At 60.9% G+C, this 17327-nt stretch carries 13 protein-coding genes and 1 riboswitch; of the genes, 4 read left to right on the top strand and 9 right to left on the bottom strand.

The features are described 5' to 3' along the window. The first annotated feature begins 31 nt into the window (after positions 1-31). Together H8S62_RS13515 and H8S62_RS13510 are read left to right on the top strand one after the other, a co-directional pair. Positions 32-1495 (top strand): Na+/H+ antiporter NhaC family protein, encoded by a 1464-nt coding sequence (locus H8S62_RS13515; RefSeq protein ID WP_186919819.1) that lies wholly within the window; start codon positions 32-34, stop codon positions 1493-1495. 128 nt (positions 1496-1623) lie between these two features. Next, entirely contained in the window at positions 1624-4347 is a 2724-nt protein-coding gene (locus H8S62_RS13510; protein ID WP_186919817.1) for a molybdopterin-dependent oxidoreductase, read from the top strand. A 148-nt stretch (positions 4348-4495) separates the two neighbouring features. Here the strand turns inward: H8S62_RS13510 and H8S62_RS18565 are convergent, their stop codons facing one another. From H8S62_RS18565 to H8S62_RS13480, 6 genes are all read right to left on the bottom strand, one after another. After that, positions 4496-5824, bottom strand: a complete 1329-nt coding sequence (locus H8S62_RS18565) for a GHKL domain-containing protein (protein WP_155145846.1) — start codon at positions 5822-5824, stop codon at positions 4496-4498. A 1-nt stretch (position 5825) separates the two neighbouring features. Further along, positions 5826-6533, bottom strand: coding sequence for a response regulator (locus H8S62_RS13500; protein WP_173023434.1), 708 nt, complete (start codon positions 6531-6533; stop codon positions 5826-5828). Positions 6534-6668: 135 nt separating this feature from the next. Next, complete coding sequence (locus H8S62_RS13495; RefSeq protein ID WP_155145850.1) at positions 6669-7334, bottom strand: hypothetical protein; 666 nt, start codon at positions 7332-7334, stop codon at positions 6669-6671. Positions 7335-7395: 61 nt separating this feature from the next. Continuing rightward, a complete protein-coding gene (locus H8S62_RS13490; protein ID WP_186919815.1) occupies positions 7396-8334 on the bottom strand; it encodes an InlB B-repeat-containing protein in 939 nt (312 codons plus the stop codon). Continuing rightward, positions 8331-11282: a glycoside hydrolase family 3 protein gene (locus tag H8S62_RS13485; protein ID WP_186919813.1), complete on the bottom strand. Its 2952-nt coding sequence runs from the start codon at positions 11280-11282 to the stop codon at positions 8331-8333. Before H8S62_RS13485 ends, H8S62_RS13490 begins: the two co-directional genes overlap by 4 nt. Before the next feature lie 320 nt (positions 11283-11602). Further along, complete coding sequence (locus H8S62_RS13480) at positions 11603-12490, bottom strand: LysR family transcriptional regulator (protein WP_186919811.1); 888 nt, start codon at positions 12488-12490, stop codon at positions 11603-11605. Positions 12491-12664: 174 nt separating this feature from the next. On the opposite strand from H8S62_RS13480, the gene H8S62_RS13475 reads away from it, so the two are divergent. Together H8S62_RS13475 and H8S62_RS13470 are read left to right on the top strand one after the other, a co-directional pair. Then, entirely contained in the window at positions 12665-13258 is a 594-nt protein-coding gene (locus H8S62_RS13475; protein ID WP_186919809.1) for a DapH/DapD/GlmU-related protein, read from the top strand. A 50-nt stretch (positions 13259-13308) separates the two neighbouring features. Then, positions 13309-14475 carry an iron-containing alcohol dehydrogenase gene (locus H8S62_RS13470; RefSeq protein ID WP_186919807.1) on the top strand — a complete coding sequence of 389 codons (1167 nt, stop codon included), beginning with the start codon at positions 13309-13311 and terminating at the stop codon, positions 14473-14475. 236 nt (positions 14476-14711) lie between these two features. Here H8S62_RS13470 and H8S62_RS13465 read toward each other — a convergent pair whose 3' ends face one another. The 3 genes from H8S62_RS13465 to H8S62_RS13455 form a co-directional block, all read right to left on the bottom strand. Then, positions 14712-15041: a cysteine-rich small domain-containing protein gene (locus tag H8S62_RS13465; RefSeq protein WP_341481063.1), complete on the bottom strand. Its 330-nt coding sequence runs from the start codon at positions 15039-15041 to the stop codon at positions 14712-14714. Between the two features lie 353 nt (positions 15042-15394). Beyond that, a riboswitch (cobalamin riboswitch) is annotated at positions 15395-15583 on the bottom strand. A gap of 110 nt (positions 15584-15693) precedes the next feature. Further along, entirely contained in the window at positions 15694-16134 is a 441-nt protein-coding gene (locus H8S62_RS13460) for a cupin domain-containing protein (protein ID WP_186919804.1), read from the bottom strand. A 27-nt stretch (positions 16135-16161) separates the two neighbouring features. Next, on the bottom strand, positions 16162-17325 hold the full coding sequence (locus H8S62_RS13455; protein WP_341481064.1) for an ethanolamine utilization protein EutH: 1164 nt from the start codon (positions 17323-17325) through the stop codon (positions 16162-16164). Positions 17326-17327: the final 2 nt, after the last annotated feature.

Below are 17327 nucleotides of genomic sequence, written 5' to 3'. Positions count from 1 at the left end.
GCCACTACTAATTTTGAGAGGAAGTACTGTCATGAAAAACGCACCGAGAGAGAAGAAAAAAGCAACCGTCGCCTTTTCCGCAATCGCGTTGTTGGTTCTTGTGGCGTTCATCGCTGTCATGCTCGGCGTTGCCAAGGCTCCTATCGTAGTCGTTATGCTGTTTTCCTGGCTGGTCATGATCCCCTTCGCCCTGTATCTGGGCTACAATCTGGTGGAAATTGAAAAGGCCGCCCTCGATCTGATCCGGCCCGCGGTGGGCGTGATGGCCCTGATGATCGCCGTGGGCGGCATGGTGTCGATTTGGCTCTCCGCGGGCACGGTCCCCTCTATGATCTACTGGGGGCTGAAGATCATTTCTCCGGGCGCGTTCCTTCTGGTCGCCTTTGTCGTGACCTCCATCGTCTCCCTGCCCACGGGCACCTCCTGGGGAACCGTCGCCACCGTCGGCGTCGCCATGATGGGCGTGGGCATCGGTCTGGGCCTGCCCGCCGGCATCGTGGCCGGCGCCATCATCTCCGGCGCTTATTTCGGCAATGGGTTCTCCCCCGTTTCCGACGCGCCGCTCATGCTCTCCTCGGTTCTGAACATCAAGGTATGGGACCATATCAAGCACATGAGTCTCACAACCGGTATTGCCTGGGTGCTGTCCGCCGTCCTTTTCGGCGTGATCGGTATCCGCTACGCAGGCGCGGCCATGGACCTGGGCAGCATCAACGAGCTTACAGCCACTCTGGACTCCCTCTTTCATATCAGCCCGGTCACCCTGATCCCCATGGCGGTGGTGCTGGTCATGATGATCACGCGGTTCTCGGCGCTTCTGTCCATCCTGGTGGGCAGCGTAGTGGGCGTCCTGGTCTCCGTCCTCTACCAGGGCTTTGACCTGGCGGCGGTGGTCGGCTATATGAACACGGGCTTCTCCATCCAGTGCGACAATGCCATCATCTCCTCCCTGCTCAACCGCGGCGGCTTTGCAAGTATGTACGAGCTGGTCGCCATCATCATCGGCTCTCTCGGTGTGGGCGGCATTTTGAAGGGCACCGGCATGCTGGACGTGCTGATCTCCTCCATGGGCAAATCCCTGAAGAGCATCCGCAGCCTGACCGTCGCCACCGCCATTGCCAGCTTCATCACCACCGCCATGGTCGGAACCTACTATTTCTGCATGACGTTCGTGGGCACCCTGATGCCTCCGCTGTATAAAAAGGCAGGCTATACGCCTGAAAACCCCGGCCGGATTATCAACAACATCGCCAACTGCCTTGTGGCCTTTCTCCCCTGGAACGCCGGCGCCCTGTACATGTCCTCCCAGCTGGGCGTTCCAATCAAGGACTTTGTCCCGTTCATTTTCTTCAACATCATCGTCATCGTAGTCGACCTCATTTTCGGATTCTTCGGCATCGGCGCGAAGCGTTACACGCCGGAAGAGATGGCCGAGTTTGCCAGGGAGGAGGCGGCCCAGACGGCGGCCGCTCAGACCGCCGTCCAAACAGAGTAAAGGCAGACCGGGCCGCCGCGTCCCCGCTCCCTCTCGCCGGCGGCGGGCCGCGGACCCACTCCCGCCCGAGCGGCGTCCCTTCCCGAGCGTTGACAGGCACTCTAGTATTGACAAGGACATAGACAGATATGGGAAATGTAACGTTTGAACTGAATGAGACTCTCGTCACCGCCCAGGCCGAAGGTCAGACCCTTTTGAAGTACCTTCGGGGCGTGGCCTGTCTGAAAGGCGCCAAAGAGGGCTGCGGCACCGGCCACTGCGGAGCCTGTACCGTCATCATCGACGGCAGGGCGGTACGCTCCTGCGTAACCCGGCTGGACAGGCTGGACGGGAAAAAAATTACAACCATCGAGGGGCTTCGGGGTGAAAACGGCGCCCTGCACCCCATCCAGCAGGCCTTTCTCGACATCGGCGCCGTGCAGTGCGGCTTCTGCACGCCCGGAATGGTGCTTGCGGCCAAGGCGCTCCTGGACGCGAACCCCAACCCCACCGACGAGGAAATCTGCGAGGGGCTGAAACATAATTACTGCCGCTGCACAGGCTATGTAAAGATAATCCAGGCCGTGCATCTGGCCGCCGCCCGTCTCCGGGGCGAAAACCCTCCCCTTACGGAGATACAGGCCCTGGAACATATTGAGCTTGTGTCCTACCATGTTCCCGGCGATCCCACGGCAGAGCATCTCACCGGCCGGCACATCGGCTGCAGCGAGCCGGACTGCGACGGCCCCCAAAAGGTACGGGGCGCCCTGGCCTACGCCTGCGACCTGGGCGATGAATCCACCCTGCACGGCGCCTTTACCTGGTCCAGGTTTCCCCACGCCCGGATTCTGTCCATAGACTGTTCCGCGGCGGAGGCCGCCCCCGGCGTTCTGCGTGTGCTGACCTCCAGGGATGTACCGGGACAGAATGTGTTCGGCACCTTCAACCCCGAGCAGCCGGTGTTCTGCGAAGATGAGGTGTGCTTTCTCGGGGACATGATCGCCATGGCCGTGGCGGACACCGAGGAGCATGCCAGGGCCGCGGCCAAGCTTGTAGAGGTCGCGTACGAGGTTCTTCCCGGCGTATTTGAAATTGAGGACAGCCATGCCCGGGGCGGCCGGCAGGTTATCCGCACCATCGACTTCTCCAAGGGCGACTATGACGCCGAGACCCGCCGGCCGGGCCTGGTCCATGTGGAGGGCGATTACTATTTTGAACGTCAGGAGCACGGCGCCCTGGAGCCCCTGTGCGTTCTGGCGGAGCCCGATGCGAACACCGGCGGCGTACATATCACCAGCTGCACCCAGTCCCCCTTCGAGATTCGGCGCATGCTGGCGCCTATCCTCGGCCTTGCGGAGGCTCAGGTACGCGTCACGGCCTCCCCGCTGGGCGGCGGCTTTGGGCAGAAATGCGATTCCTACATCGAGGCCCAGGCTGCCTTGGCCTCGATGGTTACAGGCCGCAGGGTACAGGTCACCCTGCGCCGCAGCGAATCCCTGATTCTCTCCACCAAGCGCCACCGGTACCGCAACCGCTACCGGCTCTCCGTGGACAGGGACGGCCGCTTCCGGGCGCTGGACGCGCTTATCACATCCGACGCCGGGCCCTATGCCGGACTGAGCGGAGGGGTGCTGGAGCAGGGCTGTATTTTTGCCCTGGGACCCTATCGTCTGGATGCCGCCCGAGTTCACGCCTATACCGTCCGTACAAACACCGCCCAGGGCGGAGCATTCCGGGGCTTTGGCATCAACCAGAGCGCCAACTGTATCGAGACCCTAATCGACGAGGCGGCCGAAAGGCTGGGCATGGACCCCTTTGAAATTCGTCTGCGCAATGCGCTCTCGCCCGGCGACAGGACGTTGACCACCGAGGTGGTTCAGGAGAGCGTGGGCATTCTCCAGACCATCCGAATCTGCCGGGAGAAGTCCCAGCCCATCATCGCCCGCTACCGGGAGGCGTACCGGAAGAAGAGCGATCCCGATCTGGCTCTGGGGGTGGGCGTGGCCAGCGGCTTTAAAAACGTGGGCGTGGGCAAGGGGAATCCCGACGACGGCGGCTGCATTCTGACAAAGCTGCCCGACGGGCGCTACACGCTGGCGGTCTCCGGCATCGATATGGGGCAGGGCTTTCGCACCGCCATGGTGCAGATTGCCGCCGAAATGCTGGACGAAAGCGCCAGCTGCTTCGAAGTCGTCAGCGGCGACACCGCCCAGACGCTTCCCCACCGCCAAGCCGTCAGCGAGCGGCAGACGCTGGATACCGGCCGGGCCGTGTACATTGCCGCAAATCAGATGCGCGAAGAGCTGGCCGCCCGTCCCTGGCGCCCCGGCGAAACCCGGCAGACCCGCTGCAGCCATTCGGCGCCGAGGACCTACGGCATCGCCGGCAGAGAACAGGCCCGCAGAGACAAAAATCCCTATCAGAATTACCGCGGCTATGCCTTTCTCACCCAATGCGTCATCGTGGAGGTGGACCGCCGCACAGGACGGGTCCGGGTGCTCCATGTTATCTCCGCCAATGATGTGGGACGGGCCATCAATCCGCAAATTATCGCCGGTCAGGTGGAGGGGGGCACATCCATGGGCATCGGCTACGCCCTGTCCGAGGGCTTTTCCTACACGCAGGGCAGGCCGGATCAAAAGGCCTTCGGCCAGCTGGGTCTGCCGCTGGCCGGCGACGCGCCGAAATATGACGTAGTCCTGGTGGAAGATCCCCATATCGAGGGTCCCTACGGCGCCAAGGGCTGCTCAGAGGTCGCCACCGTTCCCGCCACACCGGCAGTCATGAACGCCATCCATGACGCCGTCGGCGTCCGGTTCTACCACACCCCGATTCGCCCTGCTGATATCCTGGCCGCTCTGAAAAAAAACTAACGGCGCCCCGCGGGCCGGTCCTGCCGGCGCCGGGGGCGCAACCGGATACATCCAGCCTGAACAGCAAAAAAGGCCGCGAAATCATAGATTTCGCGGCCCTTTTTGGCAGCTTCCGCCTCAGCGCCTTGATGCCGCGGCAGGCACGCTCTCACCTCATGGGCAGCAGGAGGTCTACCGAAAATACGCCGTTCTCCCAGGCGGCCCGCATCTCGCCCCTGTATTTATCCACCAGATACCGGACGCTCCTCATCCCATAGCCATGGTACCGGGTATCTCCCTTCGTGGTGACGGGCAGGCCGTCCTTGAAGGTGGGGGCCGCAGAGCACTGGTTATGAATGTGGATGAGAAGCATCTCCCTCTCCCTGCGCACATTGAGAGAGATGAGCCGCTTATGCTCCTCCTCCTTGCCGACGCTTTCCAGGGCATTGTCCAGCAGATTGCCGAAAAGGGAGGCGATATCGGGCGCAGAGAGCCACTGCAGGGCGGCTCCATCCACAATATATGTGAATTTGACGTGCTGTTTGATGCAGATTGGGTAGATGCTCATGATGACGCTGTCCAGCACGTCGTTCTCCGTCTTTACAAGGGAGTCGTAGATGTCGAACGTCTGCCTTATCTCCTCATAGATGGCCTGGCGGCTCCCCTCCGGTTCCTCCTCCAGACGGCGGAGCTGGTACTTCAGGTCGTGGCATTTCATATTGACGAGGTCCACCGTCTCCTTGTTAAGGGTGTGCTTTTTGGCCTCCTCCATCAAGAGCCGGTCCAGAATCAAGTTGCTCTCCTCAAGGCTCCGGTTTGCAAAGTACCCGGTCTGCAGAAAGAGGCAGAGAAAACAGCCAAAGAGAGCATAGGCAGTACAGACTACGTCAGTGGTAAAGCTATTCAGCGCCGCTCCAAATCCGTAGCCCTTGACGATATTCAGAATCATGCAGATCGAAAGATTCACCACAGAGACGACGCATACCCGCACATCGGAGGCATCTATGGAGCTGCGTTTCAAATTCGGGCGGAGGAGAACGTAATAAACCGCCAGGATAACAACCGTTTTGAAGCACAGCCATAACCCGATTTTTTGTCCCCATTCGGAGAAGACCACGCCATTGCTGCGCAATATAAAAATGGCGATGCTGGTCACCGCGTATCCGATGTGCTCCAGCGAATAACCCGCGGCGCAGAAAAAGACCGCGTTTCGCAGCTCTATTTCCCAGCACAGCATCACCAGCGGGATGGTCGCCAAAAAAAGCAGTGTGAAGTGCCCAATCTGCAGCAGAAGAGAGGCGGCATCCCCGACAGCGATTGCCCGAATCTGTCCTACCAGCAGCCCCTCCAGATACACTGCCGCCGGAAAGAGAACCAGCAGTGCGGTCAACCCCGCCGCAAAATACCGCCTTCTGGGCTGCCCCTGCAAAAGAAGGATCTCTCCAATCAGCAGCGTGGCAATATATGTCGTAGCAGAAACCGCAATCGTCTGATCCACCTCAACGCCCTCCCACACAATTCATCAGGTCATTGATAAACTCTTTCCGGCGCTGCCGGGCCAGGGGCAATTCCTCACCGCCGACAAAAACCGAGTTTTTGGTGGTCCGCTCCACAAAGCGCAGATTCACCAGGCACCCGCTGATACAGCGGGAAAACCACTCCCCCTCCAGCTCGGCCTCCACGTCCCGCATGGTGCCCCGCATCTCCCACACACCCCGCGTCGTGTGGAATGTCAGGGTATTGGTATGCTTTTCCACGTACAGGATATCCTCGGCGGCCACGCTGACGGTCTCCGTGGCGGAGAGGTTCAGCAGTATCCGCTTTTTGGCCCGCCTGGGGGCGTTGAGAAACGCCCGGCGCATGCAGTCGGCCACGCTGAAATAGGAGACCGGCTTGACGATATAGTCCAGCGCCCCCACCTTATAGCCCTTCAGCGCATACTGCGCCATATTGGTGACGAAGACGATGTTCACGTCCCGGTCTATCTCCCGCAGCTTCTGGCTCACCTCCAGGCCGTTAAACAGGGGCATCTCAATGTCCAGGAAAACCAGGTCGGCGTCCAGCTTGTAGGATTTGAGGAAATCCAGACCGTCCCAGTGGAGGTGTATTTCCACAATTTCCCCCAGCTCTTCCGCATACCGCTCGACATATTTCTTCAGACGCCGGGCGTCCTTCTCGGAATCTTCCACGATGCTGACCGACTTCACGCCATCCCTCCTCAAAGCGGGCTCATTCCCCGCTCTATTGTAGGGTATTTCAAACAGTTTTTCAACTTTCAAACCACAGACTGAACCGTTCACAGGAATCCGGCCCGCCTCCCAGCGAGGCGGGCCGGATTCCTCCTATGCCGCTTGATTCTCCCTGCGCAGCCTTATGAACAGCCTGACGTTCAGTATACACAGCACGGCGGACAGTACGGCCTCCAGCGCGAGCTTGTTGCCGCCGTAGGCGGCGAAATCGTAGATGCGGAAGCCGTAATTGCTGACCTTCGTAAACATGGATACCACGATGACCCCAAACCAGATTACAGTCAGCAGTTCCAGCACAGCACAGACGCCGGAGAGTCCGCCTGCCGCCTTGCGGACCCCAGGCCGTTTACCGCTCCGATCCAGGGCGTAGATGACAATCATTGCCACCGGGGTCAAAAAGAGCAGCGCGGTGAAAACCATGGTGACCATCCCAAGGCCGCCGGCCAGGGCGGAGGCCTCGGTGACGCCCATTACCACACGCCACTGGGCGGCGAAGAGCTGGGCCGGGATAAACACGCCGGGTCCCATGTGGGACAGGGTATACCCCAGGCCGAAGAAAAAGGTTGCCTTGGAATCGCCGGCGCTGGAGCCTGCCACGTTCACATGGCCGTACTGCATGAAGTGCATGGCGCCGCTGCCCAGCGCGTCCCATATAATCAGGGGGAAGAGCAGCGCCAGGGCCAGCAGAATGGCGGAAAAGACGATCAGCTTCTTCTCGGTCCTCCGGCTGGCCAGGGGTGAAATAACGATATCGTTCATAGGAACCTCCCGTGTTTCAGTGGGGGAGCCGCGGCGCTTGGCCGCGGCTCCCATTCGTCGATCAGAATCCCCAGCCGCCCTGGCTGTCGTCGCTCCACTGGGCGGTCACGGTCACGTCGTAGCCCTGGACGGTAAAGGGGTCGCCGGGCTGATAGGTCACGCTGTCGGCCTTCCAGCCGGTGAACTCCGCCCCGTCACGGGTAAAGCCGCACTCAGGCATGGTAACGGTCTCGCCCAGCCTGCCGCTGACGGGGGCGGTGTCCCCGGCCGCGTTTTCCTTGCCGGAGACGAACTCCACCGTGAAGGAGGGCTCCTCGGGAACCGGGACGGAGGCGCCCAGCTCCGCGTTATAGGCGGTGATGAGGGCATAGGCGGAGATGTGGTTTACATGGTTCTTCATGCCGCCCCGGTCGCCGGGATGGGTGAGGGTGTAAGTAAACGTCTTGCCGTCGGAGGTGACCTCCACGTCGCTGTTGCGCTCCACGCCGTCCTGCTCCGACAGAACCATGGACAGCTCCCCGCCGTCGCTGAGGGCCCAGGTGCCCTCAAAGTGGGAGAAGCTGGCCTGGCCCTCGGCGTCCGCCGTCCAGGTGCCGTCGGCGTAGAAGATGGTATAGGCCGCGGTAGGGCCGATCAGCCCCTTCCCCATAGCGGTCATGTCCATCGTCCCGGGGTTTTCGCAGAAGCTGCGGATCAGCTCCTTGGCCTGGAACACGGCGGTCAGGGTGATGTCCGCCGTGCCCACGGTGAGGGTGGAGCCGTTGGCGAAGTAACTGCCGCCGGCATCCTGCCAGCCCACCTGCTGGGCGTGGTCCTTGGTGGCCTCGGCGGTGGGAAGGACAACCTGCTCGTAGGGCTCATAGGACCCTGACGCGGGGGCGCTGCCCGACGCGCCCTCCGGCAGGACATAGGCGACCTTGACGCCCGAGCCGCATGCCGCCAGCGAGACTGTCAGCACTGCGGCAAGCGCCGTTAAAAGAATCCTGGAAAGCCGTTTCATCTCTTGCCCACCTCTCCGCCGTTCTTTTTTCCTTTGACAATGCTCCGCACCAGCATTGCCGCGCAGGCAATGGTGACGACGCCCAGCGTCACGTCCAGAGCAGTCAGAGCGGTCTGCCACCAGGGCGTGACCGCCACCAGCCGGGTATTGGAGCTCAGGCCGTTCATGGCCGCGCTGCGGGTGGCGCCGTAGAGCATCCGGTGGGCGGCCTCCACCAGGGCGCTGACGATGACGGGGTCATTGCGGTAGGGTTCGCTGGTCAGCAGGCCGTAGCCGTACTCGTTGCTGGCGGTGGAGAGCCACATCGTGGTGCCGGCCTGAATGCCGTCGATGACGTCCTGGTAGTCGGCTTCGTACATGTCGGTCACAATATTGCCCTCAAACCCGCATTCCTCCTCCAGGAAAACGATTTGCGAGTTTCTGTGCTCGCCGGGCCAGATCATGCCGATGCGGTTGAAGGAGTTCATGAAGCCCATGCCGCCGCCCAGGGTGACGGTGTACTCGAAGGCGGGCAGGTAGCACTCGCGGATGGTCTGCTCGTTGGCCCAGGTAGCGATGCCGTGCCGCTCGTCCTCCTGGTCGTTGAGGAAGAAGTGCTTGACGAAGCAGACGCTGCCCTTCTCCTGCATTCCCTGGACGGCAAGGCCGCAGGCGATGCCGGTAATATAGGCGTCCTCGGAGAAATACTCGCCGTTCCGTCCGGAGTAGGGAGAGCGGTGGATGTTGGGGCTGAAGCCGTAGAGACCGATGGCCTTGGCCGAATCGGTGGAGGCGTGGAGGTTGTTCTCGCCGGTCAGGAGGCCAATTTCCTTCATGATCTCCCGGTTGAAGGTGGCGGCCCGCAGATCGCCGGAGGTGAAGTCCACACCCAACAGATCCGGGTTTGCGGTAAAGGGGTTGGTGCGCCCCATGGAGGTGTCCTGATCGGTCTGGCGCAGCTTGCCCACGCTGGCCACGGCGTCGGAGCCATACCAGCAGTTCATCACCAGCTTGGCGGTCTCCTCGTAGGTCATCTGCTCCAGCAGCTTATCCCACAGGGGGTCGTCGTACTCCACGTCCATAAAGGCCGCCAAAGTCAGGCCGTTGGCCACGCCGAAGCGGGGCATCTCGGTCTCGGCCTGTCGGGCGGGGTCGGCCACGTAGGAGATGGGGCGGGCCTGCTCAACCATATCGTCGTTGTACCTTATCGTCTGCGCCGCGGCGGGCAGAGTGCCCTCCCAATCGCTCCGGCTCACCCAGGTCACGCTGTTGGTCTGGCTGGCGGCGGCGTCCTTGTTGGGGTCGGCGCACTCGAAGAGGTTGGTGATGGAATTTCCTGTGGCGTAGGATTTTGAGAAGATCTCGGTATCCAGCGCGGCCACCTGGTACTCGTATACCATGTCCGTGTTTCCGGCGGAGTCCGTATTGCCGAAGCCCTTCTTGGCGAGGATGTTGTTCACAGCCTCATGGGAAGAGCCCGCCGCGGTGAGGTAATAGCTGCCCGCGTCCAATATGTAGGTCTTGGCGTTGTTGGCGTCGTAGGAGCGAAGCTGCCACTTGGGCACCTCCACCGTGACGCTCTCGCTGGCGCCGCCGTCCAGCATCCCGGTCTTGGTGAAGCCCACCAGCGTGACGGCGGCCTTCTCGATTCCGTTTAGCTTGTCGTAGTCGGTATAGGGGGACTGGAGGTAGACCAGTACGGAGTGCTTCCCGGGTACGCTGCCGGTGTTGGTCACATCCAGGGTGACCACGAAGTTGTCCCCGTCCTCGGCCACCTGGAAGTTGCTGTAGGCCCAGGTCGTGTAGCTCAGGCCGTGGCCGAAGGGATAGGCCACGTATTCGTCGTACTGGAAGCTCCCGGTATTGGGAGTGCCCATCACCACATCCTCATAGCGGGTCTCGTAGTACTTGTACCCCAGGTAGATGCCCTCCTGGTAGACCACGCTGTCCTCCCAGAAATCGCCCTGGGGATTGTTGTTATAGGTATAGTTTTCGTTCTTGACCTCTTCCACCAGGGCCTGGTCCACCCCGGACAGGTCTCCGTCAATGGCGCCGTAGTTCATCATGACGGGATTTTTGAGGTTGTCCATATAGACGGTGTCCACCAGGCGGCCCGAGGGGTTCACCTTACCGCTCAGGATGTTCACGAGCCCCTCGGTGCCGTAGGTCTCCTGGGCCTGGCCCATCCAGATGCAGGCGTCTATTCCGAAGCGCGGGTCGTTGATGAAGTCGCCGTGGACCATGTTGCTGGTGTTGATGACGACAACAATCTTTTTGAACTTACCCTCGTCCTTGAGGCGCTTGACGTTCTCCATCATGGACTCCTCACCGGGGGAGATGTCCAGGTAATCGCCGTTGGCGGCGTCCACGGCGGTGTTAAGTGAGCCTGCGCCGGGGTGGGCGCAGTCGGTGCCCTCGCCGGCGCGCCGTCCGATGGTGACGAGGGCCACGTCGCCCTGGGCGCCGCCCAGCACGCCATCGTCCCATACGGGTACGCCGATGGTGGTCCGGGCGGTGGCCTGTTGGCCGCCATAGTAGTCCCATACGGCGCTGTCGACGGTATAGCCGGCCTTTTCGAGCTCGGAATTCAGCCCGGTGATGTAATTGGGTCCGGCGACGCCGAACACGGTGATTTTCGTCTCCCCGCTTTTGATGGGAAGCGCGCTGCCTTCATTCTTAAGCAGGGCCGCGCCCTCCTCCACCGACCGGCGGAACAGAGCCTCCGCGTCCGCCACCAGCTGCTCCTCCCCTGTGCGGTCATAGGTATAACCGCTCTTGAAATACTCCGTGTCCACCGCCGCAGCCGTGGGGTCCACTTCGATTTTAGAGGTGGAGGCCATAAGCAATGTGTTGAGCACGGGCTCAAAATAATTCGCCACCATTGTGCCGATGATGGCGACCACCAAAAAGACTGCGAATATGCTTGTCAGCGTCATCCACAGCTTTCGGTGGCTTCTCTTCTTTCCCATTCCGTTTTCCTCCCTATCCCCCTCAAAAAGAGGGGGGCGTAATACGCCCCATGAATGATCAACGGGCACGATGATTGTAGCATTTGATTCAAATCTTCGGGGCGTTTTGCCGTATGTTGCGCACTTACAGACAACCTTTGTACGGACAGGACCATTTACCACAAAAATCAGGCCGTTTATCACACCCGCGTATCCCCGCCGCAGCAGACCTCCTCCTGTCAGCCGAAACAAAGCGCCGCCGTCCTGCTTCCTCAGGACGGCGGCGCTTTGTTCTATCCTTGGTTCTTCCCCGGCAAAATCAGATGCGGGCGCTCCCCGCTCTACGCATGCGGAAATTTTGCCTGCAGCTGCTCCAGAAACTTGGCGGTCGCAGGGGAAAACACCTGGTATTTCTTCCATACGATGTCCAGCCCCACCTCCAGCTTCGGCCGCAGCGGCCGGAAGCACAGGGCGCTGTCCCCCGTGGTGTTGATGAGCTTGTCCAGGCTCAGGGCATAGCCCAGCCCCTCCTCCACCATGAGCGAGGCGTTGTAGATCAGGTTGTATGTTGTAACAATATGCAGTTCCTCATGCTCTCTGCCCAGCCACGCCATCAGCTCCTTCTGGGCCATGGTCTGGCGCGAGGTGAGAAGCGGAAGCTCCCAGAGGTCTTCCGGCTGGATGTACTCTTTTTCTGCCAGCGGACTGTCCTTCCGCATCAGTACGCCCCAGATATCGGTGGCCGGGAGCTGGATGGAATCATACTTTTTCATATCAAAGGGCTCCACCAGGATGCCCAAATCCAGCAGGCCCTTGTCCAGCCGCTCCGACACATCCTCCCCGTTGCCGCTGTACAGGTGGTAGCGGATGCGCGGATAGGCCGCCTGCAGCTCCTTGGCCGTCCGGGCAATCAGCCGCATGGCGTCGGTCTCGCCGCCGCCGATGTAAATATCGCCGGTGATATCGGCCTCATCCGTCTCGCAGAGCTCAGAGCGCGTCTTTTCCATCAGGTCCAGAATCTCCTCCGCGCGCTTCCGGAGCAGCGCCCCCTCCTCCGTGAGGGTGACCTTGCGGCTCCCGCGGATCAGAAGCTTTCTCCCCAGCTCCGCCTCCAGGTCCATCAGCTGGCGGGACAGTGTCGGCTGCGTTAGATGCAGGGAATCGGCGGCGCCGGAGATACTCTCCTCCCGGGCTACCGCCAGGAAATATCGCAGTACGCGCACTTCCATTTGTTTTCCCCCGTTTTTTTCCCATTCTACCGCCGCGCAATATGCCTGTCAAGCATATATACATATAATATATAGGTATTTGCAATTAGAGATGCAGTCGCCTATACTGGAGCTGAACCCAGCGGCAAGGTCCCCCCGGGCAGTATGAAGCAGACCATCATGAGGAGCTCAAACATGGAACTGAAGGAACTATTGGAACATCTCAACCGCGGAGAACGGGTGATAAACGGCTCGGAGGCCCACCGGTCCATGAGTGCGGCGGCTTATGAAGCGATGGAGCTGACCGCGCGGCTCAACAGCGGCTGCCACGGTCCGGAACAGATTCAGGCGCTGTTTTCCATGATTATCGGCAAGAGCGTGGATAGGGCATTCACCCTGTTTCCGCCCTTCTACACCGACTTCGGCAAAAACATTACGGTGGGAAAGGGCGTGTTCATCAATTCCGGGTGCCGCTTTCAGGATCAGGGCGGCATCACCATCGGCGAGGGCAGCCTGATTGGCCATAACGTGGTGCTGGCGACCTTAAACCATGAGCTTGACCCCGACCGCAGGAAGGATATGCATCCCGCGCCCATTGTCATAGGCAAACGCGTGTGGATTGGGTCCAGCGCCACCGTTTGTCCCGGGGTGACCATCGGAGACGGCGCGGTGGTGGCGGCCGGCGCGGTGGTGACAATGGATGTCCCATGCAACACGGTGGCGGGCGGCGTCCCCGCCAGGAAGCTGAAGGACGTCGGACAACGCGCGAGCGCCGCCGCGCCTGTCTGAGCGGCGGAAGCCGGGGGATAAAACATCATTCACATCAGGAGGAAACTGCGATGCTAGGGAACTTTACCTACTGTAACCCCACCCGCCTGTATTTCGGCGAGGACGCCCTGGAGAACCTGGGCGCGGAGCTGGCCAAATACGGCAAAAACGTGCTGCTGGTCTATGGCGGCGGCTCTATCAAAAAGTCCGGCCTGTACGGCCAGGTGACCGCAATCCTGGCGGACTGCGGCAAGGAAGTCTGCGAGGTGCCCGGCGTGATGCCCAACCCCACGGTGGATAAGCTGTATGAGGGGTGCAGAACAGCGCGGGAGAACCGTGTGGATTTCATTCTGGCCGTGGGCGGGGGGTCCGTCTGCGACTATGCCAAGGCGGTGTCCGTCTCCGCCTGGTGCGAAGAGGACCCGTGGGACAAGTACTTCCTGCGGATGGAGGATGTGGACAACAGAATCATTCCCGTGGGCTGCGTCCTCACCATGGCGGGCACCGGCTCTGAGATGAACGGCGGCTCAGTCATCACCAACCACGCGTCCAGGCTGAAAATCGGCCATGTCTTCGGGGACAATGTGTTTCCCAAGTTCTCCATTCTGAATCCGAAGCTGACCTATACCCTGCCCAAATACCAGATGGCGGCCGGAATTTACGACATCTTCAACCATATCACGGAGCAGTACTTCTCCGGTACGGACGACAATACCTCCGACTATCTCGCCGAGGGCCTCATGAAGTCCCTCATCCACAGCAGCCGCATTGCGGTGCAAAATCCGCAGGATTACGAGGCCCGCAGCAACATCATGTGGACTGCCGCCTGGGCGCTCAACACCCTCATCGCCCAGGGCAAGCGAACCGACTGGATGGTCCATATGATCGGCCAGTCCGTGGGGGCGTACACCGACGCCACCCACGGCATGACCCTCTCGGCGGTCTCCATGGCGTACTACCGCGCCTTGCTGCCTCACGGTCTTGACAAGTTCCGGCGCTTCGCCGTCAACGTCTGGGGTGTGGACCCCGCCGGCGGTCCCGCCGTCGAGGTGGCCGCGGAGGGTTTGAAGCGCATGGAGGCCTGGATGCGGGAGCTGGGGCTGGTCATGAACCTGCGCGAGCTGGGCGTCACAGAGGACATGCTGGAGGGCATCGCAGACGGCGTCTTCCCGATGGACGGCGGCTATAAGGCCCTCAGCCGGGAGGAGATTGTGCAGCTTCTGCGGGAGAGCCTGTAGTCCGCCGGCGACAGAGACAGGAGGAATAAGCATGCATAAAAAGGTCCTGATTGTCTCCACCTCGCCCCGCAGGGGCGGGAGGGGAAGGCGGCCACAATTTGTGGCCGCCTTCCCCTCCTTTTGCATTGATGCCCGGCCATCCCCGATTGCCGGCGGGAAAAATCCACAGGCCGCCGGGCAGGGCCGTCTTCCGCATGTGGGCCGCGCCGGCGCGGGCGCTGAAAACACGCCTCGATTCACTCCTGCCGATCCCACATAGTATCTGCGCCGCCGTCACCCCGCTCCTGCTCCGCCATGGTCTGCGCTATTTTTTGAAAGCTCTCTGAAATCAGGCCGTAATTCTCCCGGCGGTGGGGCAAAAGGCACCGGCTGCAGTCCTTCACCCCGTTTTCCAGGTAGGTAAAGCTGCCCCCGCACCTCCTCCCCAGCATATAGAGGGGGCAGTAGCAAAAAAGGCAGTTGAAATCCATCCCCTCCGCCACCGGATGGCAGGGATAAAACTCGCAGCTCTGATTGCTGAAAAATGAGAACGATTTCCCCTCCCAAAACGCTTTTTCTTCCTTCACCGTCTGCTCCTTTCCCTCTCTGCACGGTCCTGCCGGCATATGGCTAACGTCCGCCGGGCCGCGGCCATATCCAGCCGCAAAGGTGGGACGGCTCCTGCCCCGGAGCCGTCCCGTTTTACCGAAATATAGGCAAGAACATCCCTGCCGGTTCACATGCGTCTGCGCCGGCAGGGCGTCTATCGTAAGCGGCCTGGCGGCGCGGCGGACCGTGCTGGCAGTCACGGTCCGCCGCCCGCGCCAAGAGAGAGGTTTTCAAAACAGACATGAAAAAAAGCTGTACCCGGGAGGGTACAGCAACAAAACTATGGTGCAACCATAGGTGAAACTGCACCCTCCTTGGCCCGAGGAGGCTTCGTGTGCGTTATACACAGGCAGGTATTCTGACTTAGGCGTCCGACACGATACCCCGTCTTCCCGGAGCGGCAGCTCCAGTGACATTTGGGGACCGCTTCGCCAATACAGCAACGGCATTGCGCGGGACTCTCACCCGCTTCCCTGTGAGGGGCTCCCCTTGGGAGCCCACCTGTATACCACTCATGATTCAATTGTCTGTTCCTGGAATTATGATACACCTGCGGCCCCCGGATGTCAAGGGGCTTCCGGCCGTCCCCGCCTGTCGGAACCGGGCGGGGATGGCCGGAAGCGGCCGCGTTTAGCCGTTCAGCGTCTGCCAATTGGCGGGGTACACAAAGTAGGCGTAGCGGGTTTTGTCCGGCGTCTGAAAGTGGATGCGGCTGTTCTTGGGGATATAGATGATATCCCCCGGCCGGCCCACCACCACGCGCCCGTCGATCTCAATCTCCAGGGTGCCGTCGATCACGAAGTCATACTCGTCGTAGGTGAGCGTCCACTCAAAGCTGGTATGGTCCAGCTCCATGATGCCGCAGCCCATGCGTGGGGCCTCCTCCAGGGTGACCACGTCCTTGAGCGTCACGCCGTCCTGTCCGAAGGGCTCACACCTGACGGTGCTGGTCTTGATGCCGATGATGCCGCTGGGATCCACGTGCTTTTCAAAGTCGGCAGCGGGAGCGCCTGCGGACTCCTGAAGCACCTTGGTGACGATCTCGCGGATGAGCTCTTCACTCACGTTCATAGATCAGGTTCCTTTCTCATTGGAAAATCAGTCGTCCTTCTCCATCTCGGCCCTGGTGATTTCAATCTTGGCCAGCAGCTTGGGAGAGAGGAGGTTTGCCAGGATCAGTGCGGTAATGCCGGCCACCAGCTTGCCGACGATCATCGGGAAGATCATCTCGTTGTTGGCTCCGGCGGCAAAGCCCAGGTGATCGCCGAATACGAAGGCGGCGGACACGGCAAACGCCACGTTGAGGAGCTTGCTTTTATCGTTCATCTTATTCATGATGTTGAACATGGCGATGTTGTTGGCCAGGGTGGCCACCATGCCGGCAGAGCCCTCGCCGTCCATGCCCATCATGCTGCCCAGCTTGCCCAGGGCCTTGCCGAAGTGCTTGGTAATCCAGGCCACCATGGGGAAGGCGCCGATGAGGACGATGGCGATCTGGCCGCAGACCAGCAGGCCGGACTCCAGCGGAATCACGCCGTCCCCGTCGGGGGTGACCATGATGTTGAAGAGGGGGAACTCGATCTTGGTCTGGTACTGGAACACGGCGATGGCGGTCAGAACCGTGATGACCACGGTGACGCCGGTGCCGAACTTGTTGAAGCCGTTGATCATCTTGCCGGGGAAGAACCACAGGCAGATGCAGATGATGCCCGCGATGATGATGACGGGGATCAGGTTGCGCAGGATGGAGACAATGTCCATCTTAAGGCTGGTCATGTTCATCACCAGTCCGCCGGCGATACAGCCGATGGGCACGGTGATGAGGCCGGCCAGCACACCGGCGCCCAGGAAGGGCCGGTCCTGCTTCTTAATGATGGACAGGGCCACGGGAATGGTAAAGACAATGGTGGGGCCCATCATGCTGCCGAGGATCAGGCCGGCGAAGTTGCCGGTGGCCGGGTCGCCGGCGAGCTGCATGGCCAGCGGATAGCCGCCCATATCGCAGGCCAGGATGGTGGTGGCGAACATGGAGGGGTCCGCGCCCACGAGGCCGTAGATGGGGACCAGGATGGGCTTGAGGATGATGGCCAGCACCGGGGCGGCCGCCACGACGCCCGCCATGGCGATGGCCAGGGATCCCATGGCGTTGAAGCCCTCTTCAAACTTTTCGCCGTAGCCCAGCTTGTTGCCGCGGATGCGGTCCACCGCGCCGACAATCATAAAAATCATCATAATCAGCATGATGACCGAGTTGATGGAAATAT

Source organism: Lawsonibacter faecis, assembly GCF_014287675.1.
In the GTDB taxonomy this organism is placed as follows: domain Bacteria; phylum Bacillota; class Clostridia; order Oscillospirales; family Oscillospiraceae; genus Pseudoflavonifractor; species Pseudoflavonifractor faecis.
The sequence above is the reverse complement of the archived record's forward strand: the minus strand, read 5'-3'. Positions and strand labels throughout refer to the sequence as shown.

Excerpts from the sequence above, each read along its gene's own strand:
- H8S62_RS13460 (WP_186919804.1), bottom strand. The coding sequence starts at position 16,134 with ATGAACGTGAGTGAAGAGCTCATCCGCGAGATCGTCACCAAGGTGCTT.
- H8S62_RS13470 (WP_186919807.1), top strand. The coding sequence starts at position 13,309 with ATGCTAGGGAACTTTACCTACTGTAACCCCACCCGCCTGTATTTCGGC.
- H8S62_RS13515 (WP_186919819.1), top strand. The coding sequence starts at position 32 with ATGAAAAACGCACCGAGAGAGAAGAAAAAAGCAACCGTCGCCTTTTCC.
- H8S62_RS13495 (WP_155145850.1), bottom strand. The coding sequence starts at position 7,334 with ATGAACGATATCGTTATTTCACCCCTGGCCAGCCGGAGGACCGAGAAG.
- H8S62_RS13480 (WP_186919811.1), bottom strand. The coding sequence starts at position 12,490 with ATGGAAGTGCGCGTACTGCGATATTTCCTGGCGGTAGCCCGGGAGGAG.
- H8S62_RS13475 (WP_186919809.1), top strand. The coding sequence starts at position 12,665 with ATGGAACTGAAGGAACTATTGGAACATCTCAACCGCGGAGAACGGGTG.
- H8S62_RS13510 (WP_186919817.1), top strand. The coding sequence starts at position 1,624 with ATGGGAAATGTAACGTTTGAACTGAATGAGACTCTCGTCACCGCCCAG.
- H8S62_RS13485 (WP_186919813.1), bottom strand. The coding sequence starts at position 11,282 with ATGGGAAAGAAGAGAAGCCACCGAAAGCTGTGGATGACGCTGACAAGC.
- H8S62_RS13490 (WP_186919815.1), bottom strand. The coding sequence starts at position 8,334 with ATGAAACGGCTTTCCAGGATTCTTTTAACGGCGCTTGCCGCAGTGCTG.